Annotated in this window: 16 protein-coding genes and 2 pseudogenes; 3 read left to right on the forward strand and 15 right to left on the reverse strand. The window is 49.1% G+C overall.

Features of this window, described 5'->3' with window-relative positions; genetic code table 11:
- Positions 1 to 25 precede the first annotated feature (25 nt).
- Positions 26 to 957: pseudogene (locus IO95_RS23720) on the forward strand (ISAs1 family transposase).
- On the opposite strand, the gene IO95_RS25870 reads toward IO95_RS23720, so the two are convergent.
- From IO95_RS25870 to IO95_RS22385, 8 genes are all read right to left on the reverse strand, one after another.
- The gene (locus IO95_RS25870; RefSeq protein ID WP_023492190.1) at positions 901 to 1128 is read right to left on the reverse strand and encodes a helix-turn-helix domain-containing protein; all 228 of its coding nucleotides are present in this window, start codon (positions 1126 to 1128) and stop codon (positions 901 to 903) included. The pseudogene IO95_RS23720 and the gene IO95_RS25870 overlap by 57 nt on opposite strands.
- A gap of 367 nt (positions 1129 to 1495) precedes the next feature.
- On the reverse strand, positions 1496 to 2047 hold the full coding sequence (locus IO95_RS22355) for a flavoprotein (RefSeq protein ID WP_037387233.1): 552 nt from the start codon (positions 2045 to 2047) through the stop codon (positions 1496 to 1498).
- 92 nt (positions 2048 to 2139) lie between these two features.
- Positions 2140 to 2604 (reverse strand): group II truncated hemoglobin, encoded by a 465-nt coding sequence (locus IO95_RS22360; protein ID WP_023492192.1) that lies wholly within the window; start codon positions 2602 to 2604, stop codon positions 2140 to 2142.
- A 48-nt stretch (positions 2605 to 2652) separates the two neighbouring features.
- Positions 2653 to 3522, reverse strand: coding sequence for a GNAT family N-acetyltransferase (locus IO95_RS22365; protein WP_023492193.1), 870 nt, complete (start codon positions 3520 to 3522; stop codon positions 2653 to 2655).
- A gap of 30 nt (positions 3523 to 3552) precedes the next feature.
- On the reverse strand, positions 3553 to 4683 hold the full coding sequence (locus tag IO95_RS22370; protein ID WP_023492195.1) for an acyl-CoA dehydrogenase family protein: 1131 nt from the start codon (positions 4681 to 4683) through the stop codon (positions 3553 to 3555).
- A 7-nt stretch (positions 4684 to 4690) separates the two neighbouring features.
- Positions 4691 to 5449, reverse strand: a complete 759-nt coding sequence (locus IO95_RS22375) for a thioesterase II family protein (protein WP_023492197.1) — start codon at positions 5447 to 5449, stop codon at positions 4691 to 4693.
- A complete protein-coding gene (locus tag IO95_RS22380; protein WP_023492198.1) occupies positions 5446 to 7077 on the reverse strand; it encodes a GMC family oxidoreductase in 1632 nt (543 codons plus the stop codon). Before IO95_RS22380 ends, IO95_RS22375 begins: the two co-directional genes overlap by 4 nt.
- Complete coding sequence (locus IO95_RS22385) at positions 7074 to 10448, reverse strand: non-ribosomal peptide synthetase (RefSeq protein ID WP_023492200.1); 3375 nt, start codon at positions 10446 to 10448, stop codon at positions 7074 to 7076. Before IO95_RS22385 ends, IO95_RS22380 begins: the two co-directional genes overlap by 4 nt.
- 554 nt (positions 10449 to 11002) lie before the next feature.
- On the opposite strand from IO95_RS22385, the gene IO95_RS22390 reads away from it, so the two are divergent.
- Complete coding sequence (locus IO95_RS22390) at positions 11003 to 12427, forward strand: MFS transporter (protein WP_023492118.1); 1425 nt, start codon at positions 11003 to 11005, stop codon at positions 12425 to 12427.
- Between the two features lie 99 nt (positions 12428 to 12526).
- On the opposite strand, the gene IO95_RS22395 is transcribed toward IO95_RS22390, so the two are convergent.
- A complete protein-coding gene (locus IO95_RS22395; RefSeq protein ID WP_037387237.1) occupies positions 12527 to 13198 on the reverse strand; it encodes a metalloregulator ArsR/SmtB family transcription factor in 672 nt (223 codons plus the stop codon).
- Between the two features lie 159 nt (positions 13199 to 13357).
- Here IO95_RS22395 and IO95_RS22400 point away from each other — a divergent pair, with 159 nt between their 5' ends.
- Positions 13358 to 13852: a DUF2938 domain-containing protein gene (locus IO95_RS22400; protein WP_037387239.1), complete on the forward strand. Its 495-nt coding sequence runs from the start codon at positions 13358 to 13360 to the stop codon at positions 13850 to 13852.
- 28 nt (positions 13853 to 13880) lie between these two features.
- Here IO95_RS22400 and IO95_RS22405 read toward each other — a convergent pair.
- From IO95_RS22405 to mdtD, 6 genes and pseudogenes are all read right to left on the reverse strand, one after another.
- Positions 13881 to 14063, reverse strand: a pseudogene (locus IO95_RS22405) (IS5/IS1182 family transposase); the annotation flags it as partial.
- 539 nt (positions 14064 to 14602) lie between these two features.
- Complete coding sequence (yegQ, locus tag IO95_RS22410) at positions 14603 to 16015, reverse strand: tRNA 5-hydroxyuridine modification protein YegQ (protein WP_023492642.1); 1413 nt, start codon at positions 16013 to 16015, stop codon at positions 14603 to 14605.
- Positions 16016 to 16297: 282 nt separating this feature from the next.
- On the reverse strand, positions 16298 to 16636 hold the full coding sequence (locus tag IO95_RS22415) for a YegP family protein (protein ID WP_023492643.1): 339 nt from the start codon (positions 16634 to 16636) through the stop codon (positions 16298 to 16300).
- A 225-nt stretch (positions 16637 to 16861) separates the two neighbouring features.
- Positions 16862 to 17569 carry a two-component system response regulator BaeR gene (baeR, locus tag IO95_RS22420; protein ID WP_023492644.1) on the reverse strand — a complete coding sequence of 236 codons (708 nt, stop codon included), beginning with the start codon at positions 17567 to 17569 and terminating at the stop codon, positions 16862 to 16864.
- Positions 17570 to 17581: 12 nt separating this feature from the next.
- Complete coding sequence (gene baeS / locus IO95_RS22425) at positions 17582 to 18952, reverse strand: two-component system sensor histidine kinase BaeS (RefSeq protein ID WP_023492645.1); 1371 nt, start codon at positions 18950 to 18952, stop codon at positions 17582 to 17584.
- Complete coding sequence (gene mdtD, locus IO95_RS22430; protein ID WP_023492646.1) at positions 18949 to 20367, reverse strand: multidrug transporter subunit MdtD; 1419 nt, start codon at positions 20365 to 20367, stop codon at positions 18949 to 18951. Before mdtD ends, baeS begins: the two co-directional genes overlap by 4 nt.
- Between the last annotated feature and the right edge of the window lie 63 nt (positions 20368 to 20430).

A 20430-nucleotide genomic window follows, 5' to 3' on the forward strand; every position in this document is an offset into this window, starting at 1 on the left:
CTGGTTTTTGTTGACCGTTACAATCATGAGTGGTGCCGAAGGCTGGCGGGACATAGAGACCTATGGCAATTCAAAGGCCGATTGGCTCCGTCAGTATCGACCTTTTGCCAACGGTATACCGCGCCGTCACACCATTGCCCGCATTTTGCGCTGCATTGTCATCGATACCCTGCTTGAAGCGTTGCTTTGCTGGGTCAATGAACAGCGCACCCATCAGGGCAAACCAGTAATTGCCTTTGACGGCAAGGTGTTACGCGCCTCCTACCGTAGAAATGCCGCCGAAGCTCTGCAACTGGTCACAGCCTACGATACCGAAAATGGTTTGGTTTTAAGCCAGAAAACAACCCTGAATAAGAAAGGGGAACTCGAAACGGTTAAAGAAATACTGGAAATTCTTGAGCTCAAAGGCGCCGTTGTGACGCTTGATGCCTTTCATTGTCAGCGTGAGACGCTGGAGAAAATCAGCGAGAAGAAGGCGCATGTGGTGGTTCAGGTAAATAAGAACCAACCGAAACTGTATCAAGCCGTTCAATCGCAATTTCAGGCACTCTTTGACGCACAGAAAGAGAAGATAATCGTCGAGCACAAAGAGAGTGGCCATGGCCGACAATCCGCAGCATCATCGCCGTTGAGCGTCACCGCAGCGCCAACGGAAAAGGAACGGTAGAGACCGCCTACTATGTCAGCTCATTATCCCCCAAACACAAGCTGCTCAGGCACTATATTCGTCAACACTGGCAGATCGAGAACAGCCAGCATTACATTCTTGATGTGGTGTTCAATGAAGATGCCTCCAGAATAGCGATGGAGGATGTGGTCGAGAATATGGCGCTATTCCGGCGGTTTGTTCTGAACATCATAAAACAGAGCAATTGTGGTGCGCCGAGTCAGAGAAACAAGCTAAAAAGGCAAGTTGGGATGACAATTATCGGGCTCAGTTATTCTTTGGTTAAATAACAAGCAAAGTGTGCTCCCTCCCTGGCCATTTTCGAGCTTGAGTTTTTCATCATCAAGCCAGTCATGGATATGACGGCGAACCGTTGTTTCATCAATCAACTGGGACTTGGCGATCATGGCAGTAGTCCAGTCATCAGCGGCGAGAAGTACACATCGAATTCTGTCACGCATGCAACAATCCCTACTGCTTTTGTGCAGCATTTAGAGCGCTATTCGTTGTTCAGAAGTCAGATGTATTTTCATGTCGGTCAGCTTGATCCTCTTCGTGAACAAAATCAAGCATCTTCATTAATCACGGGTATATTAAGGCCGCAATCCTCTTAATATACAGCAGTGTTTCGATATCGTCATTGTACCACTCAACCTTGTTTTTCACTCACCAAAGTAGAAGGGTGGGAGATAATTCCCCCATGGTCCCATCGGGCTGAGGTCATGTTCCAGAATACTAATCGCCGATCGAAAAGATTGGCAATTTACTTACCCATAGTCCGACAGAGCCACTTGTGTAATCATCGCTTCCATTCCATTTTGCAGTGTTTTATATAAGCCGAGCAGTTAACAACTTCACCACATCATCTACCGAGGGCAAAGATGGATGGCCCACCATGCGCTGTAACGCAGTATCATAGTTTTCATGCCAAACAGGTTGAATCATTTCATAACCGTCCTCGCGCAGTTGGTTAACATTGCGTCTTACAGCAGCTTTCCCCCACATCACGGCCCCCATTACCGGGAAGAACAACACCGGAAAATCCGCAGCAAGCACTACCGTGGTCAAGCGATTTGGCGCAGCACCTTGTGCGACCGAGGCCAGCGTATTCGCCGTTGCAGGCAATACCGCCATAATGTCATGGTCAGCAACAATCTTTGAAGGTTTGTCGCTAGGCCAATCAGCAGGTTTTTCACCCGCAATCACACGGTCAGCCCACAGCCTGAGCGTTTCCGCGGGGATAAACTGCTCAGCTTGCCGAGTCATCAACACGGTTAATGAACAGTGAATATTCTTTTTAATCGCCTTCAGATACTCAGGAAGATAAGTGATATCCACCGAGCCAGTGGCACCAATTAAAATCCGCTTCTTCTCCGTCATGATCGTGCTCCATACAAAGCTCTCGTTAATAGCCGTAGCTATGAAAGTAAAAGCCGCAGCCTCTACTTTCATGCATCAAGTCCCATCAGGAATTACAGCGTACCTGGAGGTGCTTCACCCCAGCCCCACTTCTTAATCGTTTCCCGCTTAGGGCGTGGCGCTTTAGGTTGTGAATTCGCCTGGGCACGACGCGATCCCCACTCAATATAAGCGGCAAATGCGGAACGAAACTCAGGATCGTTTGGCAAGTTAACCTCGTCCACACACTCCATCATCAAGTCCACCCAACGCTGACGCTGCTCCGGATGGATACTCCTGCCGCGATGCTTGGAAACCATGCCCTTAAACCCGCCTCGATGAGCCGTGTAATTAGCCTCCCCACCCAGAACCTCTTCCAGCCAGATAGCGACATGCTCCGGGTGGTCACTCGCCATGTGAGCAAACATTGGCGCTAATAACTCATCCTTTTCAACCTTGGCGTAAAAGATCTTCATGAGTTTTAGCAGAACCTCTCTTCCACCCATCCATTCAAATAAAGTTGGTGTATTTTCTGACATAAGTACTCCAGCAAAGTTAATTGGTGATGATTCAGACGAATTGATAACTCAACCTAATTCCAGAGAAGCCAGGGCATTAATTCCTGGCTGATAATCTAGAGGCGGTTCCCCACGATACATCCGGCAAGTATGAAACAACGTTTTGAATCCTAAAGAGCGGGCAAATGCGATGGTCTGCTGGGCATGTTCTGGAATATCTAGCGTGACATTCGTCTGCTGCGGTATCTCATTCATCGCAGCCAACATCAGTGCTTCCATACTTTTCTCATTAGCGGCATAGAAAGGCCCAACTCGATACCCATCATCGGAGGGACGTAAACCAATAACGCCTTCAATCCCTTTATTACCAACTAGCAGAAGGCCTTTTCGCCCTTGGCCGAAAAACCACTCGGCAAGTAACCCGGCACGAGAATACCCGATGAAACTCGCGTCATAATCAATCACCGATGTAATATTTTTTTGATCGACGAGTTCGATATTGTGTAGTTCGACAATGTTTTTAGTCGCCGCCCCCACCATGCGGAACGTGTGATAATGTGTTTTGAATCCAAACTTCTGATAATTGGCCTCTTGGGCGGGCATGCCATCCAGGCCAATACAGCGCCCTTCAGCATGTTCAATCGCGATACTCCAAACCGCCAAACCAAGCCCTTGACCGCGAAAATCGGGATTAACAATATAATGACCGAGATGTGCGTAATTTTGCGCGTGGTTCACAACAGATATCGAAGCAATCGGCCTATCTTGCCAATAACCGATATAAAAACCCGGCGCATCTACATTAAGGAAACGACTCGCGTCTCCTTCCCCAAGATCCCAGTGCTCCCGACGTGCCATTTCCACCACCACCTGCCATGTTTCGGGTGTAGCGATTCTGACCTGAAATTGGCTTTCAGGGCGTTCGGTTATTTTACTCATATTATCTCCTGACCGGATGAATAACTTAGTTTACAACCCCATAGACTTGCTAATAAATTCCTTAAGCACTTCACTCGTGCCGCCATAAATAGTTTGCACCCGGCTATTTGCCCAGGATTTACCTATATATGAATCACTCATATAACCAGCCCCTCCATGCAACTGCAAACAGCGGTCAGCCACTTTTATCTGAAGCTCGGTAGTCCAGAGTTTAATTCTTGCCGCATCAACCACGCTGAGGCTTTTCAGGTTAAAGCGAGCGATGGCATCATTTAAATACACCCTGGCTATTTTTACTTCCGTGTCCAGCTCCGCCAGCATAAATCTATTCGCTTGAAACGATCCGATAGGCTGCCCGAAAGCCTTACGGTGCTTTACCCATACCAGCGTTTTTTCAAGTAGATATTCCGCTGTGGCAACGGCAACGGTCGCAATGCTCAATCTTTCTCGTGGCATCCCTCCCATAAAATAGAGGTTGCCAATATTCTCGCGACCAATAAGATTTTCGCAGGGAATCCGACAAGCGGTGAAATGAAGATCGGCGGTATCACTAGCATGCCAACCTATTTTTTTCAGCAATGGCCCGCGCTCAAAACCCGGGGTGTTTCGTTCAACGATCAGCAAACTGGTGCCCTGCCCACGTGACGCCTCTGAGGTTCTTACCGCGGTCAGAATAAGATCGGCATTAACCCCATTGGTGATATAGCTTTTATGACCATTTACAATATAGTGCTGCCCTTGCTTTACCGCGGTCGTCTCAAGATCTGCCGAATCCGATCCACCATTGGGTTCGGTAATGGCGATCGCCGCAATAAGTTCACCGCTGCACAACCCTGGTAGCCAGCGAGCTTTCTGCTCATCGGTACCGTGGCTGTCTATATAACTGGCGATCACATCATTATGAGAGATAATGACTGGCGCGGTCATCTCGGCGCGAATTAACTCCTCCGTCAGGACAGCAGCATAGTGATAATCAGGCTTCTGCTGGCCGCCCAATTCACGGGCAACGCCCAATCCCAATAACCCCACTTCACCCGCGTGGCGCCAAAAATCACGCCCGATCAGGCCGTTAGTTTCCCACTCAGACAGAAAGGGTTTAGCCTCACGCGCCAGGAAATCACGGCAAGCGAGTCGAAACTGTGTTAACTCTTTGTTTTCCATAATATCCTCAGAAAAATTCCTCAACCAATGCCTGATTCTCGGGTACCTGCGAAAATAGCGCCTTTACCAGGTCAAAATAGTTATAAATAGCGAAATGGCCCCCTTCGATAGGGTGTAGTTGGGTGGTAGCAAACGTGTGGTTCCGCCACGCTGCTTGCATTTCTTCAGTGACATGTTCATCTTGATCCGCTGAGATAACGTCCAAGGGTTGCGACACTTTTTTATCCACAAACGCCAGGAACTGATGGCGCAAGATATAATCGGTACGGAGCGAGGTCACCAGCTTGCGGGCGAAGGCGGGCTCATTGAGAATGCTCTCTGGTGTCCCATTATCCGCACGCATTTTTGAAATGATTTGATCGTCCGTCCACAAATGTCGGTCATCGTCCGCCTGTACGCTCGGTGCGATAGAGCCTGAAATCACGGAAAACAGCGGGCGCATAGCATAGTTTTCCGCCAACGCCGCACTCACGATAAAACTCAGCACGCCACCAAAACTATGACCAAACGTCACCCACTCGGTCATCCCAGCCTGCTGGCGCAAGGCAAAGTCCGCATGGATATCGGCGCAGATCCGATTGACCAACAACGGCAGATTGTCGATCACCTTTTCACGGCTCAGCACGTCACGGCCAGGTATCTCGATCGGCTTGAACACCAGATTGGCATCCCCTTTGAAGCGGCCAAGCCAAGCACGATAGACGCTCGAACTGGCGCCTGCGTGTGGGAAGGCATAAATAACGCGCTTGGGCGCAGACGAATTCATATATGGCTCCGCAGTAAGAAAGAGGCGATACGCTCAGCGACCATCACGGTAGTGAGGTTCGTGGGCATAGAGGGGATACAAGGGAAGAGTGAAGCATCTGCAACGGCGATTTGGCTCAGGCCGTGCAGGTTACCCTGTTCATCCGCTGCGGTCTGCGGATCGCTCGCACATCCCATCCGTACCGTACCAGAGGCATGCCAGCCGGGGCTGAGCAGATTTTTGATGGCATTATGCATAACCTCATCATTGTTGATCATCGCCTCAGACCAGAACTGGATACCGTCGAGATATGCCGCAAGCTCCGGGTGATTGATCAACCGCCACATTTGACGTACACCCCCGACCAAGCGCGCGATATCTTCTGGCTCCTGTGATAAAGGCAGATCGATCATCGGCAGTTGCTTACTATCCCTGCTCTGGATAAACACTCGACCTCTGGCCTTGGGACGCATCAGCATCACAGAGGCCCCCACCAAGCGCGGGTAATCGGTTCGATTCTGAAAACCGGGTACTGTCTTGCTCGCCACGTTATTCATTAATCCTAATTGCACATCAATCTGCGCATCATACCCGCTGTTCAAGCGCGCCGCAGTTTGCCGCCACGGTGTTTCCTGGATGCTATTTCCAGATTTTGGGAGTGCCCATAGTACAACCGAAGCGTGATCGGACAGATGGTTGCCAACGGCAGGCAGATCGGCCACCACGGGAATATCAAGTTGTTGTAATAAACGCGCATCGCCAACGCCGGAACGCTGCAAGATCGCCGCAGATCCTATCGCTCCGGCGCACAGCACGATCTGGTTGGCATGATAGGTAGTATAGCCCCCGTCGTGCGACGCTTCGACACCAACAGCCTTGCCCGCGTTAAACAGCACTCTCTCGACCGTCATGTGCGAGAGGATATGAAGGTTTTCCCGCTCGCGTGCCGCAGAAAGATAGGCACGGTAAAGATCGTATCTTTCCGCTCCCTGCACCACATTGGCTGGTACGACACCCACCGCCGCACTTTCTCCCTCATTCAGATCGTCAACAAAAGCGATACCGTTCTGTTGGCATATATCGGCAAAGGCTTGCTCCAATGGCAAGATGTCGTCCCTTGCAGGTCTCCGCAACCTGAGGGGTCCTTGGTGACCGTGTAGTGCAGAATCCGGACGATCAACGTCATTTTCCAGCTTCTTGTACCACGGCAAAACGTCACACCATGCCCATTGACGACACCCCATATTTACCCAGCGGTTAAAGTCGCTGGGAAAGGCCCTTAAGGCTACGGCACCGTTAATCGCAGACGATCCGCCCATGACTTTCCCCAGACGATAGCCAAAAGCTTTACGCCGGTTACACTCTAACGGCTGATTATCATCTGCCTGGACGAAACGAGAAAATCGCTCTATCCCATGCACGTTGGCTTCGTATGGCCAGTTATAGCCTTCAAGAACCAGGCGGGAAGCATCCCGCAAAGGACTACCAGGTTGAGCAACGTCAGAATCCTGCCCCGCCTCAAGCAATAAAACACGGTGTTTGCCACTTTCGGAAAGACGAGAAGCCATCACACAACCCGCGGTCCCGCCACCGACCACAATAAAATCATAATCAACCGGTTCTGGAGCCGGTTTAAATGGATGAGTCATGCGTATTGCTCCTGAGGCTTGTCCGCTACGCTGGAAAGGATGCGCGAAAAATCACGTACTGAGGCATTCATAAACAGGCTCTCGATCATATCCTGTTCACTGGACGGGCCGACCTTGAAGGTTTCGCGTACCGCGCTCAACAGCCCCACTGCATGCAATGAATCGCCACCGATGTCGAAAAAACCATCATTGACATCAAAATCACTGTGTTGCAGCTGTTTTGACCATAAGGTGAATACACGGACCTCAAGCTCATCGGCGGGTTCACTCTTATCCGCTGCAGCCACCGCTTCCCCCCATAGCACGGGCAAAGCGTTACGATCTATTTTCCCATTACCCGTTAATGGCATACTGTCCAATAACACAAACCAGGTTGGTATCATATAAGAAGGGAGATTAGCTTGAGCGAGTTCGCGTAGTGCGCCTTCTAACACGCTCTTTTCGTTCTCGCTGGCCTGTTGCTTCGGCACGATATAGGCAGCTAGCTGCTTTTGGCCGGTTTTCGGGTGGCTGACCGCGTTGATCACGACGTGGTTAGCCTGCGGATTCCCCAATAGGCAAGCCTCTATTTCACCCAGTTCGATGCGATAGCCATTAATTTTTACCTGATTATCTTCACGTCCCAAGATCTCAATCAGCCCTTCATCAATATAGCGCCCCAAATCACCGGTTCTATACAGCCGCTCGCCCGTGAGCGGATGGTTAAAAAATCTCTCCTGCGTTTTTTCAGCATCGCCCAAGTAGCCTTGTGCCACGCCAGCGCCCGCAATAAACAACTCGCCAGTAACCCACTTGGGACAGGGTTCAAGCCATTCATTGAACACATGAAATTGCTGATTAGCCAATGGTTTACCGTAAGGAATACTTTTCCAGGCGCTATCTACATTCCGGATAGGGTAAACAATTGACCAGATTGAACCTTCTGTCGCCCCACCCAGACTGATCACATCAATACCGTTGACGGCGGCCTTGATTTGGTCCGGCAGGTTGACCGGGATCCAGTCTCCACTCATCAGCACCAGACGCAAAGCACTGCCAGAAAGCTGCGAACCGGCCCGTTCTACCAAAGCTTTCATCGGTGCAGGCACGCTATTCCACAAAGTCACCCGATGTTTGGTGATCTTTTCAGCCCATATTTTCGGATCGTTAGCCTCATTTTCCGCAGCAAACAGGATGCTGCCACCGGCTCCCAGAACCCCAAAGTAATCATAAACGGACAGATCGAACCCCGCTGGAGCAACGGAGAAGACACGGTCATGCTGATTGACGTTGAAACGACGATTAATATCCAAAACCGTATTAGCGGCGTTGCGGTGCGTAATCATCACCCCTTTTGGCTCACCAGTAGAGCCGGAGGTAAAGATAACGTAGGCCAGATCATCCAATGTCTGTTTTGCCACCTGTGCAGGAAACTTCATCGGTGCAGCACTATCAATGACCACGCCTATGTTGATTAATCCATCTATTGGTTCCAGGCCAGCAGGCGTCACGATGGCTTTCGCCGCACAGCGCTCAATCAACCGCGCTTTACGCTGCTCAGGAAGCTGTGGGTCAATCGAGACATATGCCGCGCCCGCGAACAGTACGCCCAGAATGGCGGCCAGCATTTCCGGCCCTTGCGGCAGAGAAACGGCAACGATATCACCCGGTTTAATGGCTACAGCAGCACTCAATTGCTCGGCAACGTGGTTACCGCTGGTGACCATCTCTCCGTAGCTTACCTCTCTTTGCCCCTGAATAATCGCCGTTTTGGTCGGGAACTGACGTGCAGCATGCAAGATCAGATCCTGCAACAGCGCCGGTGGCATCCCATCATCCGTCGAATTGGCAGCCAGTCTCTCCTGCATGTCGTCCGTGTTCAAGGCCACCACCGCACCCTGTTGTGACCAAATCTGCGGGTTTTCGCCACAGGCGTTCAGCAGTTTAACGGCTGCCTCAAACATCATTTCTGGCATACCCGCCGGAAACAACCCTTCGACGTAGTTCCAGTTCATCACCAGATCGCCATTGATACGCAACAACTGATTTTCGAGCCAGACGCCGGGCGTTTGGGTGCTGCTATACTTCACCATCGCCGTTCCTTCCCAGCCATAGTCGGTGGCAATATCTCGTAGTTCCGCATTCAAGGTATTGCTGAAAACGACCGGGAAAGAAAGCGCCCTCCCTCCCTGGCTCCGACGCGTCATTTCGCGTAGAACCTGGATCCCGTTGAATGAGGAATGCCAGTAGTTCACCAACTGTTCAGTCTGCAACATCACCAAGCGCTGACCAAACGCCTCCGACTTACCGTCTTTAACACACAATAGGCTTGACTGAAGATAATTCCCTACGCTTTGTTGCACATCCGGGAAATAGTTACGCCGCGCATGCTGGGTTAAAGTGAGAGTAAAGTTCTGGCGCCGCGACCACTGTCGCAAGGTTTCAACATAAATGCCAAGAAAGAGCGTTTCCAGGGTAATCCCCTGTGCAGTAGTGCTCTGGCGGAGCTTATTGACTAACTCCAGTGAGATCTGGTGTGAAAGCGTTTTAAATATGGGCTTTTTAATTAATTCAGGTGACTGATACAGTGGTAATTCAGGAGCTGCGGGCATCGCATCCACTTTATTTAACCAATAATCCTTATCTCTGCAGCCTTGCTTACTTTGCAGAAGTTGCCTTTCTCTTTCGATATAATCGCCAAAATTAAATTCCGGCGAGGATTTTACTACATGTGGATTTTGATAGAACCTCCACCAATCCTTCATTACTATTTTCACACTATGCAAATCAAGAAACATCAATTCAAAACAGAGGTGTAAACGAACCATCCTTTTATTCAATAAGGAGGCTCTAATCTCGAAAGAAGGTGCAACAGCCAACGAACGTAAATGCGTTTCCATGTCACTTCGTGTGCTATTAATAAATTCCTGCAATTGGTTATCATCCATGTCTTGGCAATCCGTCACGGCAATCTCATAATGCTCAAGGCCCGTAGAAACCCGTTGACGGCCACTATCGGTCAGTTCCGCGCGCAGCATGGCATGCAGTGACAGCGTTTGGTTCAAGGCTGCATTCAGCCGCTGAAGGTCCGGGTTGAAAATTTCGATTTCAAAATAGTAATGAGTTGCAATCCCTCCCAGAGGCATCCCTGCATTGCGACCAATCAAATATGCGTATTGAATATCGGTTAGCGGAAATGATTCATCTTCTTTTCTTTCCACTGTTTTATCAAAAGTTTTTGAATCATCTACAGGTAGTTTTCCATTGAGTAACTCATTTATTTTAGTCACACTTTTTTCAACAGAATGTTCAACCTGATTGGTGATGAGGTCATTTTCTTTCCCTGAAATTTTTAAACCAATTCTTTTAGCTGCTTCCTGCATGACTCGCATAAAAAAATCCTCTGAGATTATTCAATAAAAATAGCATGAGAACGTTACGTATCCATCAAAACGTTTAAGAGTACCAATTGCTTAAAGTTAGGGATTAAAACATCCCCAAAAATACCGTTGTAACACCATAGATCGGATAGATGAGATTCTTAAGGCACTCACATAAGTAAAGCGAACACTTCACGCCTCGATAAATAGTCAATAAATCAATTGACTGTCATAAAGATACATTAATATGTTTTATGACGTCAAGCATAAACATCATAATTAATAACATTTTGATATCATAAGGTAAACACTTGAGATATCGCATAAAAAACTCAATTTATTGAAATAAAAAGAATAATAATTCTAAGCCCATGTTGGTTAACCAGTGATGACCATCAATAAAAATTAATATAAATTTATACGTACTTTTCTTTTTATCTTGACAACATCAAATAAACAAGCACATCATTCAATTGATAAATTGAATTATTTATTAATTACATTAGTAAATCTTATTGATTTAGCGAAAGTTAACTTAGCAAACAGATGATAAGTAGGGTGGTAAAATGAGTAATGATTTTGTGACAGACAAACACGATTCGGCTCTTCCTGAAGATGTGGCTCGGCCATTATCCGTAGAGGAAAATAACGTTTTAGTGTTTGCTATTCTCGCCTCCATTCAGGCAACGTTGATTTTTACAATTGTCATGATTGGAGTCCCACTGCCAGCGATTGGCGCAGAATTCCAGTTGGTTCAAGCTGAACTGGTGTTGGTGAGTGCTGCTTATGGGTTGCCCTTTAGCGGCCTGCTGTTGTTTGGTGGGCGACTAACTGATCGTTACAGTGGAAGAAAAATGTTTACTTTGGGGATGCTTATCTTCGGTCTTGCGTCACTGAGCGGCATGTTTGCTTCCTCCTATTGGCTTCTAGTAGCAATTCGCTTTTTGCAAGGGATCGGTGCCGCGCTTACGGCACCAGCCCTGATGGCATTATTGCGCCAACTCTACCGCGAGGTGGGCCAGTTCAACCATGCAATGGCAACCTGGGGCGGAGTATCGGTTCTGGGGGGGGCCGTTGGTTTTCTTTCATCAGGCATCGTCACCACTTGGCTGTCTTGGCGGTGGATGTTTATTGTTCCGGTTGTTGTTAGCTTGTCCGGTCTGCTTTTGGTACGCAGAATGATGAAGCCGCTCCCCCTAGGTGATAACGACTCTCCTGGTCTAGATCTGAGCGGTGCTCTATTGGCGACTAGTGGCATTTCGCTGTTCAGCTTTGGCCTGATCATGAGTGGTGAATATTCTTGGCTGACTGCGCCAGTCTATCTGCCTGTAGCCGCTGGCCTGCTGCTCATTTTCACTTTCTTGCTCGTCGAGCGACATGTTAGCTCTCCTCTGCTCCCCCCTGGTTTTATCCTCAACCCAATGCGTATGACTGGCCTGATTGGTATTTTACTGGCCGCTGCGGGTATGGGCTTGATTACCTTTTTACTTTCCCTGTATCTGCAACAATTTCGCGGTTGGTCATCTTTTGCAACCTCCATGGCCTTTATACCCTATACTGTTGGACTCCTAATTATGAATCGTGCCGCCCGGGCTCTCATTATGCGCTTCGGCGCCTTGCAAATCACAATTGTTGGGTTACTACTCGGTGCTGTGGGGCTGCTTTTACTGGCGCAGCTCAATGAGCAAACTCACTATGTGCTTGGCCTGCTTCCTGGCTTATTTATCCTCCCCGCGGGAGCTTCTTTGACCTTTTCTGGCAGTGCGGTACTTTCAACGGCAAATGTTCCCCTACGCGACGCGGGCCTTGCGGGCGGCGTAATGAACACATCGATGGAGTTAGGTCCAACTATGGGGCTGGCCGCATTAATAGCGGTAGCGGCAACCCAGGAAAACGTAGTTAATGGCTACGCATGGGCGTTTGGCGCGGCAGGAGGCATCTATTTACTAGCAGCGATAGGCGCGCTAATTTTAATGAAAAAGATCAATTAGCAGTAATAATCTGAATACCACTGGAACCATAATGTTGAGTATCAGGTTCCAGTGATGTTTCCGTGAAAGATTATACTAGTAAGCCGCGAAAACGAGGGCTTACTGGCTAGTTTGCACTTCCAGCCCGGCAGCCTTCCACTCCGGAAAGCCATCCTCTAGGCAGCGAGCAAGAAAACCACTGGTATGGAGGATTTTCATAGCGTTGAGAGAGAGGACGCAGTAAGGTCCGCGGCAATACGCCACCACCTCCTGTCCTTTAAGCAGTTCAGATAGGCGACCCTCTAGTTCTTCGGCCGGAATATTGACCGCTCCAGGCAGATGGCCAGAAGCGAACTCTTCGGGGGGACGCACATCCAGCAGAGTAATATCCCCCTCATTCAAGCGATGCAGAAGCTCTTCGTGAGAAATCGATTCCAGCCGTTCACGCTGGCTGAAAATATCAGTAACGAATGACCTGATCTCGCTATGTCGGTATTCCACATATTGCCGAATCGCCGTCAAGATATTCTGGACTGGCCCACTGCCCAAACGGTAGTAGACATTTTTCCCTTCCCGGCGTGATTGTACAATCCCCGCACGTTTGAGATGTTGAAGATGCTGAGAAGCATTGGCTATCGTAAGACCAGCGAGTTCAGCTAGCCTTTCAACCGGTCTTTCTCCCTGTGCGATATGTTCAAGCAGTAGCAGACGATGCGAGTTCCCCAAGGAACGTGTCACTTCTGCAAATTCGTTAAGAACTTGGCGTTGACTATCGCCATCGAGTGTTGACATATTGTTTTCACTACCTCATCATTCAATATAATAATTGAAATATATTATATCAAAGGTTGAAGGAGCCCACCAGTTTACTGCTGCTGGCTTTCAATCGAGATTGTGTTACAGAACATATTACGTTTTCCACTTCCGAGGAGCGTAAAAAAGGATCGCTAAATGGATGTGTTATTACGTGCAGTGCTGATTGGTATCGGGGCAACCTTGGTAATGGACCTCTGGGCATTACTGCAAAAACGCTTTTTTAATATCCCTTCGCTCAACTATCAGTTGGTCGGGCGTTGGCTAGGGCACATGCCAAGTGGCAAGTTTTTTCACCATACAATCATGCAAACAACACAAGTAAGCGGAGAAAAGGCTCTGGGGTGGACTGCACACTATGCTATTGGCGTGGTCTTTTCTCTGATATTTATTTATCTCATGGGGCAAGATTGGCTTGAGCACCCCACATTTTTGGCAGCACTCATAATGGGCATTATCAGCGTAATAGCCCCTTTCTTTATTATGCAACCTGGATTTGGTTTTGGCTTGGCTGCATCTAAGACACCGCAACCTAATATAGCGCGCCAGCGTAGTCTGATAGCACACGGTTCGTATGGTGTTGGTATATATCTAAGTGCTGTTTTGCTACAGTACTGCTGGCCTATAAGCTAAGAAAAGTCACTAACGCATTTTGGTAGAGGTGGTATCCTGGTCGCCCGGTCTGTTTTGGGTTAACGCTTTCGAAGCCAAGTACATCAAGCTGTAATCCATCCACAAATACATCAACAACTCTGACTGGGTTATCCTCGGTGACAAAATCATCCAGCACTTCAGGTAGCAACGTCACCTGATGTTTGCCCTGACCTTTAATGTGGAGGGCCATATAAACTCCTGTGACGTTCATTTCTATATTTCTCATTTTATTAGAAATATAAGATTGCCACACGGGTTTGTCGAGAATAGTCGATCATATAAATTCATTGATTAGACCGAAAAACGATCAGCGGTTTTTACACAGCTTGTGCCAGAAGCAGACATCTCATGGGCAATTGTTCTGCTGGTAGTCCATGGTTACTTGCTCATCTTTGGTCAGATGAGCAGGATAGCTTATCAGCAGCTAACTCCCACCTCACCATGATTACCGAGTGTTGCGCTTATTATCTGAATTCGCGGGCAGATTACGGATTTATTTAATTTAAATATTTTTAAAGGAAGTAAAAAAGAAAAGGCCAGCCCAAGGGAGATTGGACTGGCTAAGGAGGTGGTTCCTATTATTGCTATGCAAATATTTTCGTTCTTATTTTTAAGCGTGATGATAATAACCAATTCACTCTCTAATTGATGTGATCTGATTCTAATATTTGCTAAAAAACGCCCCAGTGAGGGGCGATAAAAAAGGATTTTTATAAAATATAAATATTATCAATTAGTTATGCTATTGCTTGTCGGTAAGTTACGGATTAGTAATGCATAATTGATGTCGACATCTTCTGGGATCGCCAAATAAACGATATGACCGTTACCGGGTGCGCTCTCGATGGCTTCGCCTTTCTTGTTTTGCATTTTATCCAGTGTGAATACGATGTTCCCGGTTGGCGTCATCATTTCCACACTGTCACCGAGCAAGAATTTATTTTTCACATCGACTTCAGCCCAACCATCACGGCGGACACCGGTAAATTCCCCAACAAATTGCTGACGCTCAGAAATCGAAGCACCATAATCATAATTTTGGTGGCTGTCATGGGTATGGCGGCGCAGGAATCCCTCGGTATAGCCACGGTGTGCTAGCCCTTCCAGCGTGGTGAGTAGGCTGGGGTCAAACGGTTTGCCCGCAGCGGCATCATCAATAGCACGGCGATAAACCTGCGCGGTACGGGCACAGTAGTAGAAGGATTTGGTGCGGCCTTCTATTTTCAGTGAATGTACCCCTAACTGGGTGAGGCGCTCCACATGCTGAATGGCACGCAAATCTTTTGAATTCATGATATAGGTGCCGTGTTCATCCTCAAATGCACTCATATACTCGCCGGGTTTTTGTACCTCAGACAGCATAAATAGCTTATCCGTGGGGGCGCCAACCCCCAGAGTGGGTTCAACTTGTTGTACCGCAATAGGTTCATGCAGATGCACAATATTGCCGCTATCGTCTTCTTTACCCTCTTCGGTCTTGTACTGCCAACGGCAGGCATTGGTACAGGTGCCCTGATTAGGGTCACGTTTGTTGATATAGCCAGAAAGCAGGCAGCGGCCCGAATAGGCCATACATAATGCGCCATGGACAAAAATTTCAAGTTCCATTTCCGGCACTTGGCTGCGGATCTCGGCAATCTCATCCAGTGATAATTCCCGCGATAGGATAACGCGCGTTAACCCCATCTGTTGCCAGAATTTTACCGTAGCCCAGTTGACGGCATTTGCCTGTACTGAGAGATGGATGTCCACTTGTGGGAAGGCTTCACGCACCATCATGATCAAACCCGGGTCAGACATGATCAGCGCATCTGGCCCCATTGCAATCACCGGTTTTAGGTCGCGCAGGAAGGTTTTCAGTTTGGCATTATGTGGGGCGATATTCACCACCACATAGAATTTTTTACCCAGCGCATGGGCTTCATTAATGCCTTGTGCCAGGTTCTCGTGGTTAAATTCGTTATTACGCACTCGCAGGCTGTAGCGTGGCTGGCCAGCATAGACGGCATCAGCACCGTAGGCAAAAGCGTAGCGCATGTTTTTCAGCGTTCCCGCTGGAGAGAGCAGTTCAGGTGTAAACGACCCAGGTATAAACGATTCAGGTGTGGACAATTCAGGTGTGGACGATTCAGGTGTGGACATAGTAATGGTTCTCGGTCTGATTTCAGGTCAGCACTGCACCACCGGGTGGTGCAGCAAAAGCAGGGGATTGTAGCGGCACTCTGGTAAGAAATCAGCAACTACCGGCAATAATTCCGCGAGATACTCAAAATAATTCAGGTGGTTTGTAGTGCCCCGCTAGGGGGGAGGCTCAGGAATAGCCGAGTATTTAGACGTAGCCAACACCACAGCCGCTTGAAGAATAAAGCGGATATCGCTGCTATGCAGTTCACTCGCGTTCATGGTGCATGAACGGCATAAGACTTAAATACTTAAATCGTATACTTCGCTGGAAGGGCCATAAAGCACCGCAGATTGAAGCGCGTCTTGTATTGCAAGTTCAGAACTGTACATCGGGCTGGTACCAATCACCTGCTGATTTTGGGCTTTTAATACAAAATAGGGTTTGTTGTCGTTACTGATTTTTATTTCGAACTGGGCTTTAAGAGGGGAGTTGGTCTGCACCGAAACAATGCCATTTTCTGCGGATGCTTTGCTGGCATACCTTTCACTGGAAAGAATAACCTCACCATTACTGGCTTTAAGCACAAAGTGATACTGCCCGTTACTGGATTTCTTAAGTTCATAGCGACCGTTTGCCATCTTCCTTCTCCTGCTGGTTGCAACAAAACAAGTGAAAGTAAGTGTAGTCAATCGACTGAAAAGGAGCGTTGCATCACAATGGTAATGTGTTACAGCGCACAGAAATAAAAAATTATCTGTTAACCCGCGCCCATTCTAGTGAATTATTTGGCACCAGCAAGTGGAACCAAGATGAGCATCTACGGCTGGGGGCTTGAAGATAAAGCCAGGGCATGTCATTAGCCATCATGATAGGCTGCACGGTTCCGCTTCCCAACGGTAGCCCATACCGTATACCGAACGGATAAAGGCTTTCTCACTGTCGATCTGTTCCAGCTTGCGGCGCAGGTTTTTGATATGGCTGTCGGTGGTGCGGTCAGTAACCACACGGTAATCATCGTACAGATTGTTTAGCAACTGCTCGCGTGAAAATACTTTGCCGGGGTGGCAAGCCAAGGTTTTTAGCAAGCGGAATTCTACCGGGGTCAGATCCAGGATATGCCCCTGATAACTGGCCTGAAAACGGGTTTCATCAATATGTAGCAGGGCGTCAGCTTCTGGAGGGGCCAATGGTCGGTGGCAGCGGCGCAAAATGGTTTTCACCCGGGCAACCACTTCACGGGGGCTGTAGGGTTTGCAGATATAGTCATCCGCTCCGATCTCCAGCCCCAGCAGGCGATCAATCTCTTCAATTTTGGCCGTCACCATAACCACTGGAATATCAGTAAAACGGCGTAACTCGCGGCAGATAGTTAAGCCATCACAACCCGGGAGCATTAAATCCAACAAGATGAGGGCGGGGGGATGTTGATGCACAGCGGGCACCACTTCACTGCCATGGGTCAGCCAGCAGGTGTCATAGCCAGCGGCTTGCAGATAATCCACCAGTAATTGACCCAGTTTGGGTTCATCTTCCACAATCATGATCTGCTGTGGCAGCGTTGTGTTTTCCATTCGGATACCTTGTTATTCACCGGTATAGGGAAGGTCTACTGTAATGCCCACACCACCGAAAGGCGAGTGTTGTGCATTTATCTTTCCCCCGTGGGCTTCGACAATATTCTGGCAAATGGCGAGTCCTAACCCAGAACCGCCACTGGCACGGTTACGGGATCCTTCCGCGCGGTAAAAACGTTCAAAGATACGCGCCAGTTGTTGATCTCTCATCCCTGGTGCGCTGTCTTGCCAAGACATCCGTACCCATCCTGGCAAGCATTCAATGGTGATCTCCAGTTTGCCGCCCGCATCGGTATAGCGCAGGCTATTTTCCAGCAAGTTGTTGAATAACTGATTAAGGCGGTCTGGATCACCAAACAGCGGGGCCTCGGTGGGCAGATGGGTGATGATTTGCAACTGTTTGGCCTGAAAGCGTTCACGGAAGGCCGCCACGGCGATTTGCACCAAATGCACACCGTCGACGGGTAATTTACGGTAGGCAAGGGCACCGCGATCGGAAAGAGAAAGCTGGTATAGGTCATCCACCAGTTTGGTTAGCGTGGATACCTCTGCTTGCAGTGAGCTTAGTGACGCGGGGGTTGGCTGGCGAACACCATCCTGTAATGCTTCCAGTTCCCCACGCAGCACCGCTAATGGGGTGCGTAACTCATGGGAGATATCGGCCATAAATTCCCGCCGCATTTTTTCGTTATTCTCTAATGAGATGGCCAGCTGGTTGAAGTCTTGTGCCAAGCGGCCTAATTCGTCCTGGCTGTTTACGGTGACGCGGGTGCTGAAATCACCTGCAGCCAATTGGTGTGTTCCCGACACCAACCGTTTGACGGGAGCCAACAAGCCACGAGACATCAACCAGGTCACTGCTGCAGCCAGCAAGGTCGAGAGCCCAACGATAAGCCAACTGGTGCGCTGCTGTTGACGATCAAAGTTGATATCTGCATCGCGCGTCATCCGTTCGATGGGCGTGGCGATGACCCAACCGACGATCTGATCGTTGTAACGGATCGGGTAACGGGGGCTATCTTTGGGAATCTGCCCTGAGTGACCGATTAAGCGCTGATACTGACTATCCACGACCCAGAACTGAGTTCGCCAACCTTGTGGTGGCAGGTTGCTACTGTTGTCACTATTTTGCTGAAACGCGCGCATAATCTGGTATACCGATTGATCTTTATTGCGCAGGAATGCCCAACTACCGTGGAGGTGATATTGATCTTCCAGGGCGTAACTGAGCAGGGTCAGGCGTTGTTCATTTCCGCGCTTGATGTAGTCGATAAAACCACGTTCAAAGCTGATACGAACGCCCCAATGCATGGTGATCAACACCAACATACAGGTGGCTAAGATCCCCATAAACAGCTTTCCGGTGATGCCAATTTTCATGGTGTCCTCGTTGAGCGGCTGTTCAACTGGCGGTTAACGGTGGTATCGGCGGGTACCCGGGCGAAAGCCAGTGCGGCCAGCGCTATAATCAGTGCCATACAACCATAGCTATAAATAAAGGCTTGGTGGATTTCGGGACTGTTGGCAACCACCTGGTGGTGAGCAAAGCTGCCCACCAGAATACCTGAAATACTGACGCCCAGGCTCATGGAGAGTTGCATCACCATGGACAGCAGGCTATTGCCACTGCTGGCCAGGCGATTGGGCAGATCTTTCAGAGTCAGGGTATTCATGGCAGAGAAACGCAGGGCGCTGACCATCCCTTGGCAGAATAGAAACACCGGTAGCAGATAAAACCAGCCAAGCATGGCGATTAACGGCAAACACAAGGTGATGAAGGCCAGCATTAGGGTGGTGGCGATCAGCACATGACGATAACCCAAACGGTTGACGACCCGCACCACAATCCGCTTCATCCCCATACTGCCGATAATCATCGGGATCATCATCAGCCCAGCATGAAAAGGTGAGAACCCCATACCGACCTGGAGAAACAGTGGGGTCATAAAGGGTATCATCCCGCTGCCAATACGTGCTAACAGGCTACTGTTCAGACCGATTCGATAGGTGGGTGTTTTAAACAGCCGCAGCGGAAACAGCGCCCGACTGTTGCCTTTAGCATGCCACCAGTAGCTCATCAAGGCGACACAACCGCCCACAACCAACATGGCGATAGTGGTGAGGGAAAGCCCCATGCCTTTGTGACCATCAAGCGCTAGCGTCAGGGTAGACATACCGAACGCCAACATCATAAAACCACCAATATCAAAACGGCGAGTTTTCATGCGGTAGTTAGGCATAAATAACAGGGTCGCGATGGCCCCAATGATGCCAACCGGAATGTTGATGAGAAATATCCAGTGCCAACTGGCATATTGCACTAAAAATCCCCCCAGCGTCGGGCCCATTAACGGCCCAATCTGCCCGGGGATAGTGACGAAGGTCATCGCCGCCATATACTGATCCCGGGGGACAATTTTCATCACGGTCAACCGGCCAACGGGCACCATCATCGCACCGCCGATACCTTGTATGACCCGGAACATCACCAGTTCATTCAACGTTTCTGCACGGGCACAGAATAATGAACCCAAGGTGAAGAGGATAATCGCGCTGAACAACACCCATTTGACGCCTACTCTATCTGCCAGCCAACCGCTGGCTGGCAACATCACCGCGACGGTTAGCACATAGGAAACCACCACCGATTGCATGCGCAATGGGTTTTCCCCCAGGCTGGCGGCCATAGAGGGCAGTGCGGTATTGACGATGGTGGTATCCAGCGCCTGCATAAAGAAGCCGAATGCCACAATCCATAGTTGCCATTTTACTGATGTAGGTTGTTTGGTGTTCATCTCAATGCTCGTCGTATTTCAAACCGCTGCGTTGTTGGCTGCACGAGCGCGCCCCAGTCACAT

It is taken from the genome of Serratia sp. DD3, assembly GCF_000496755.2.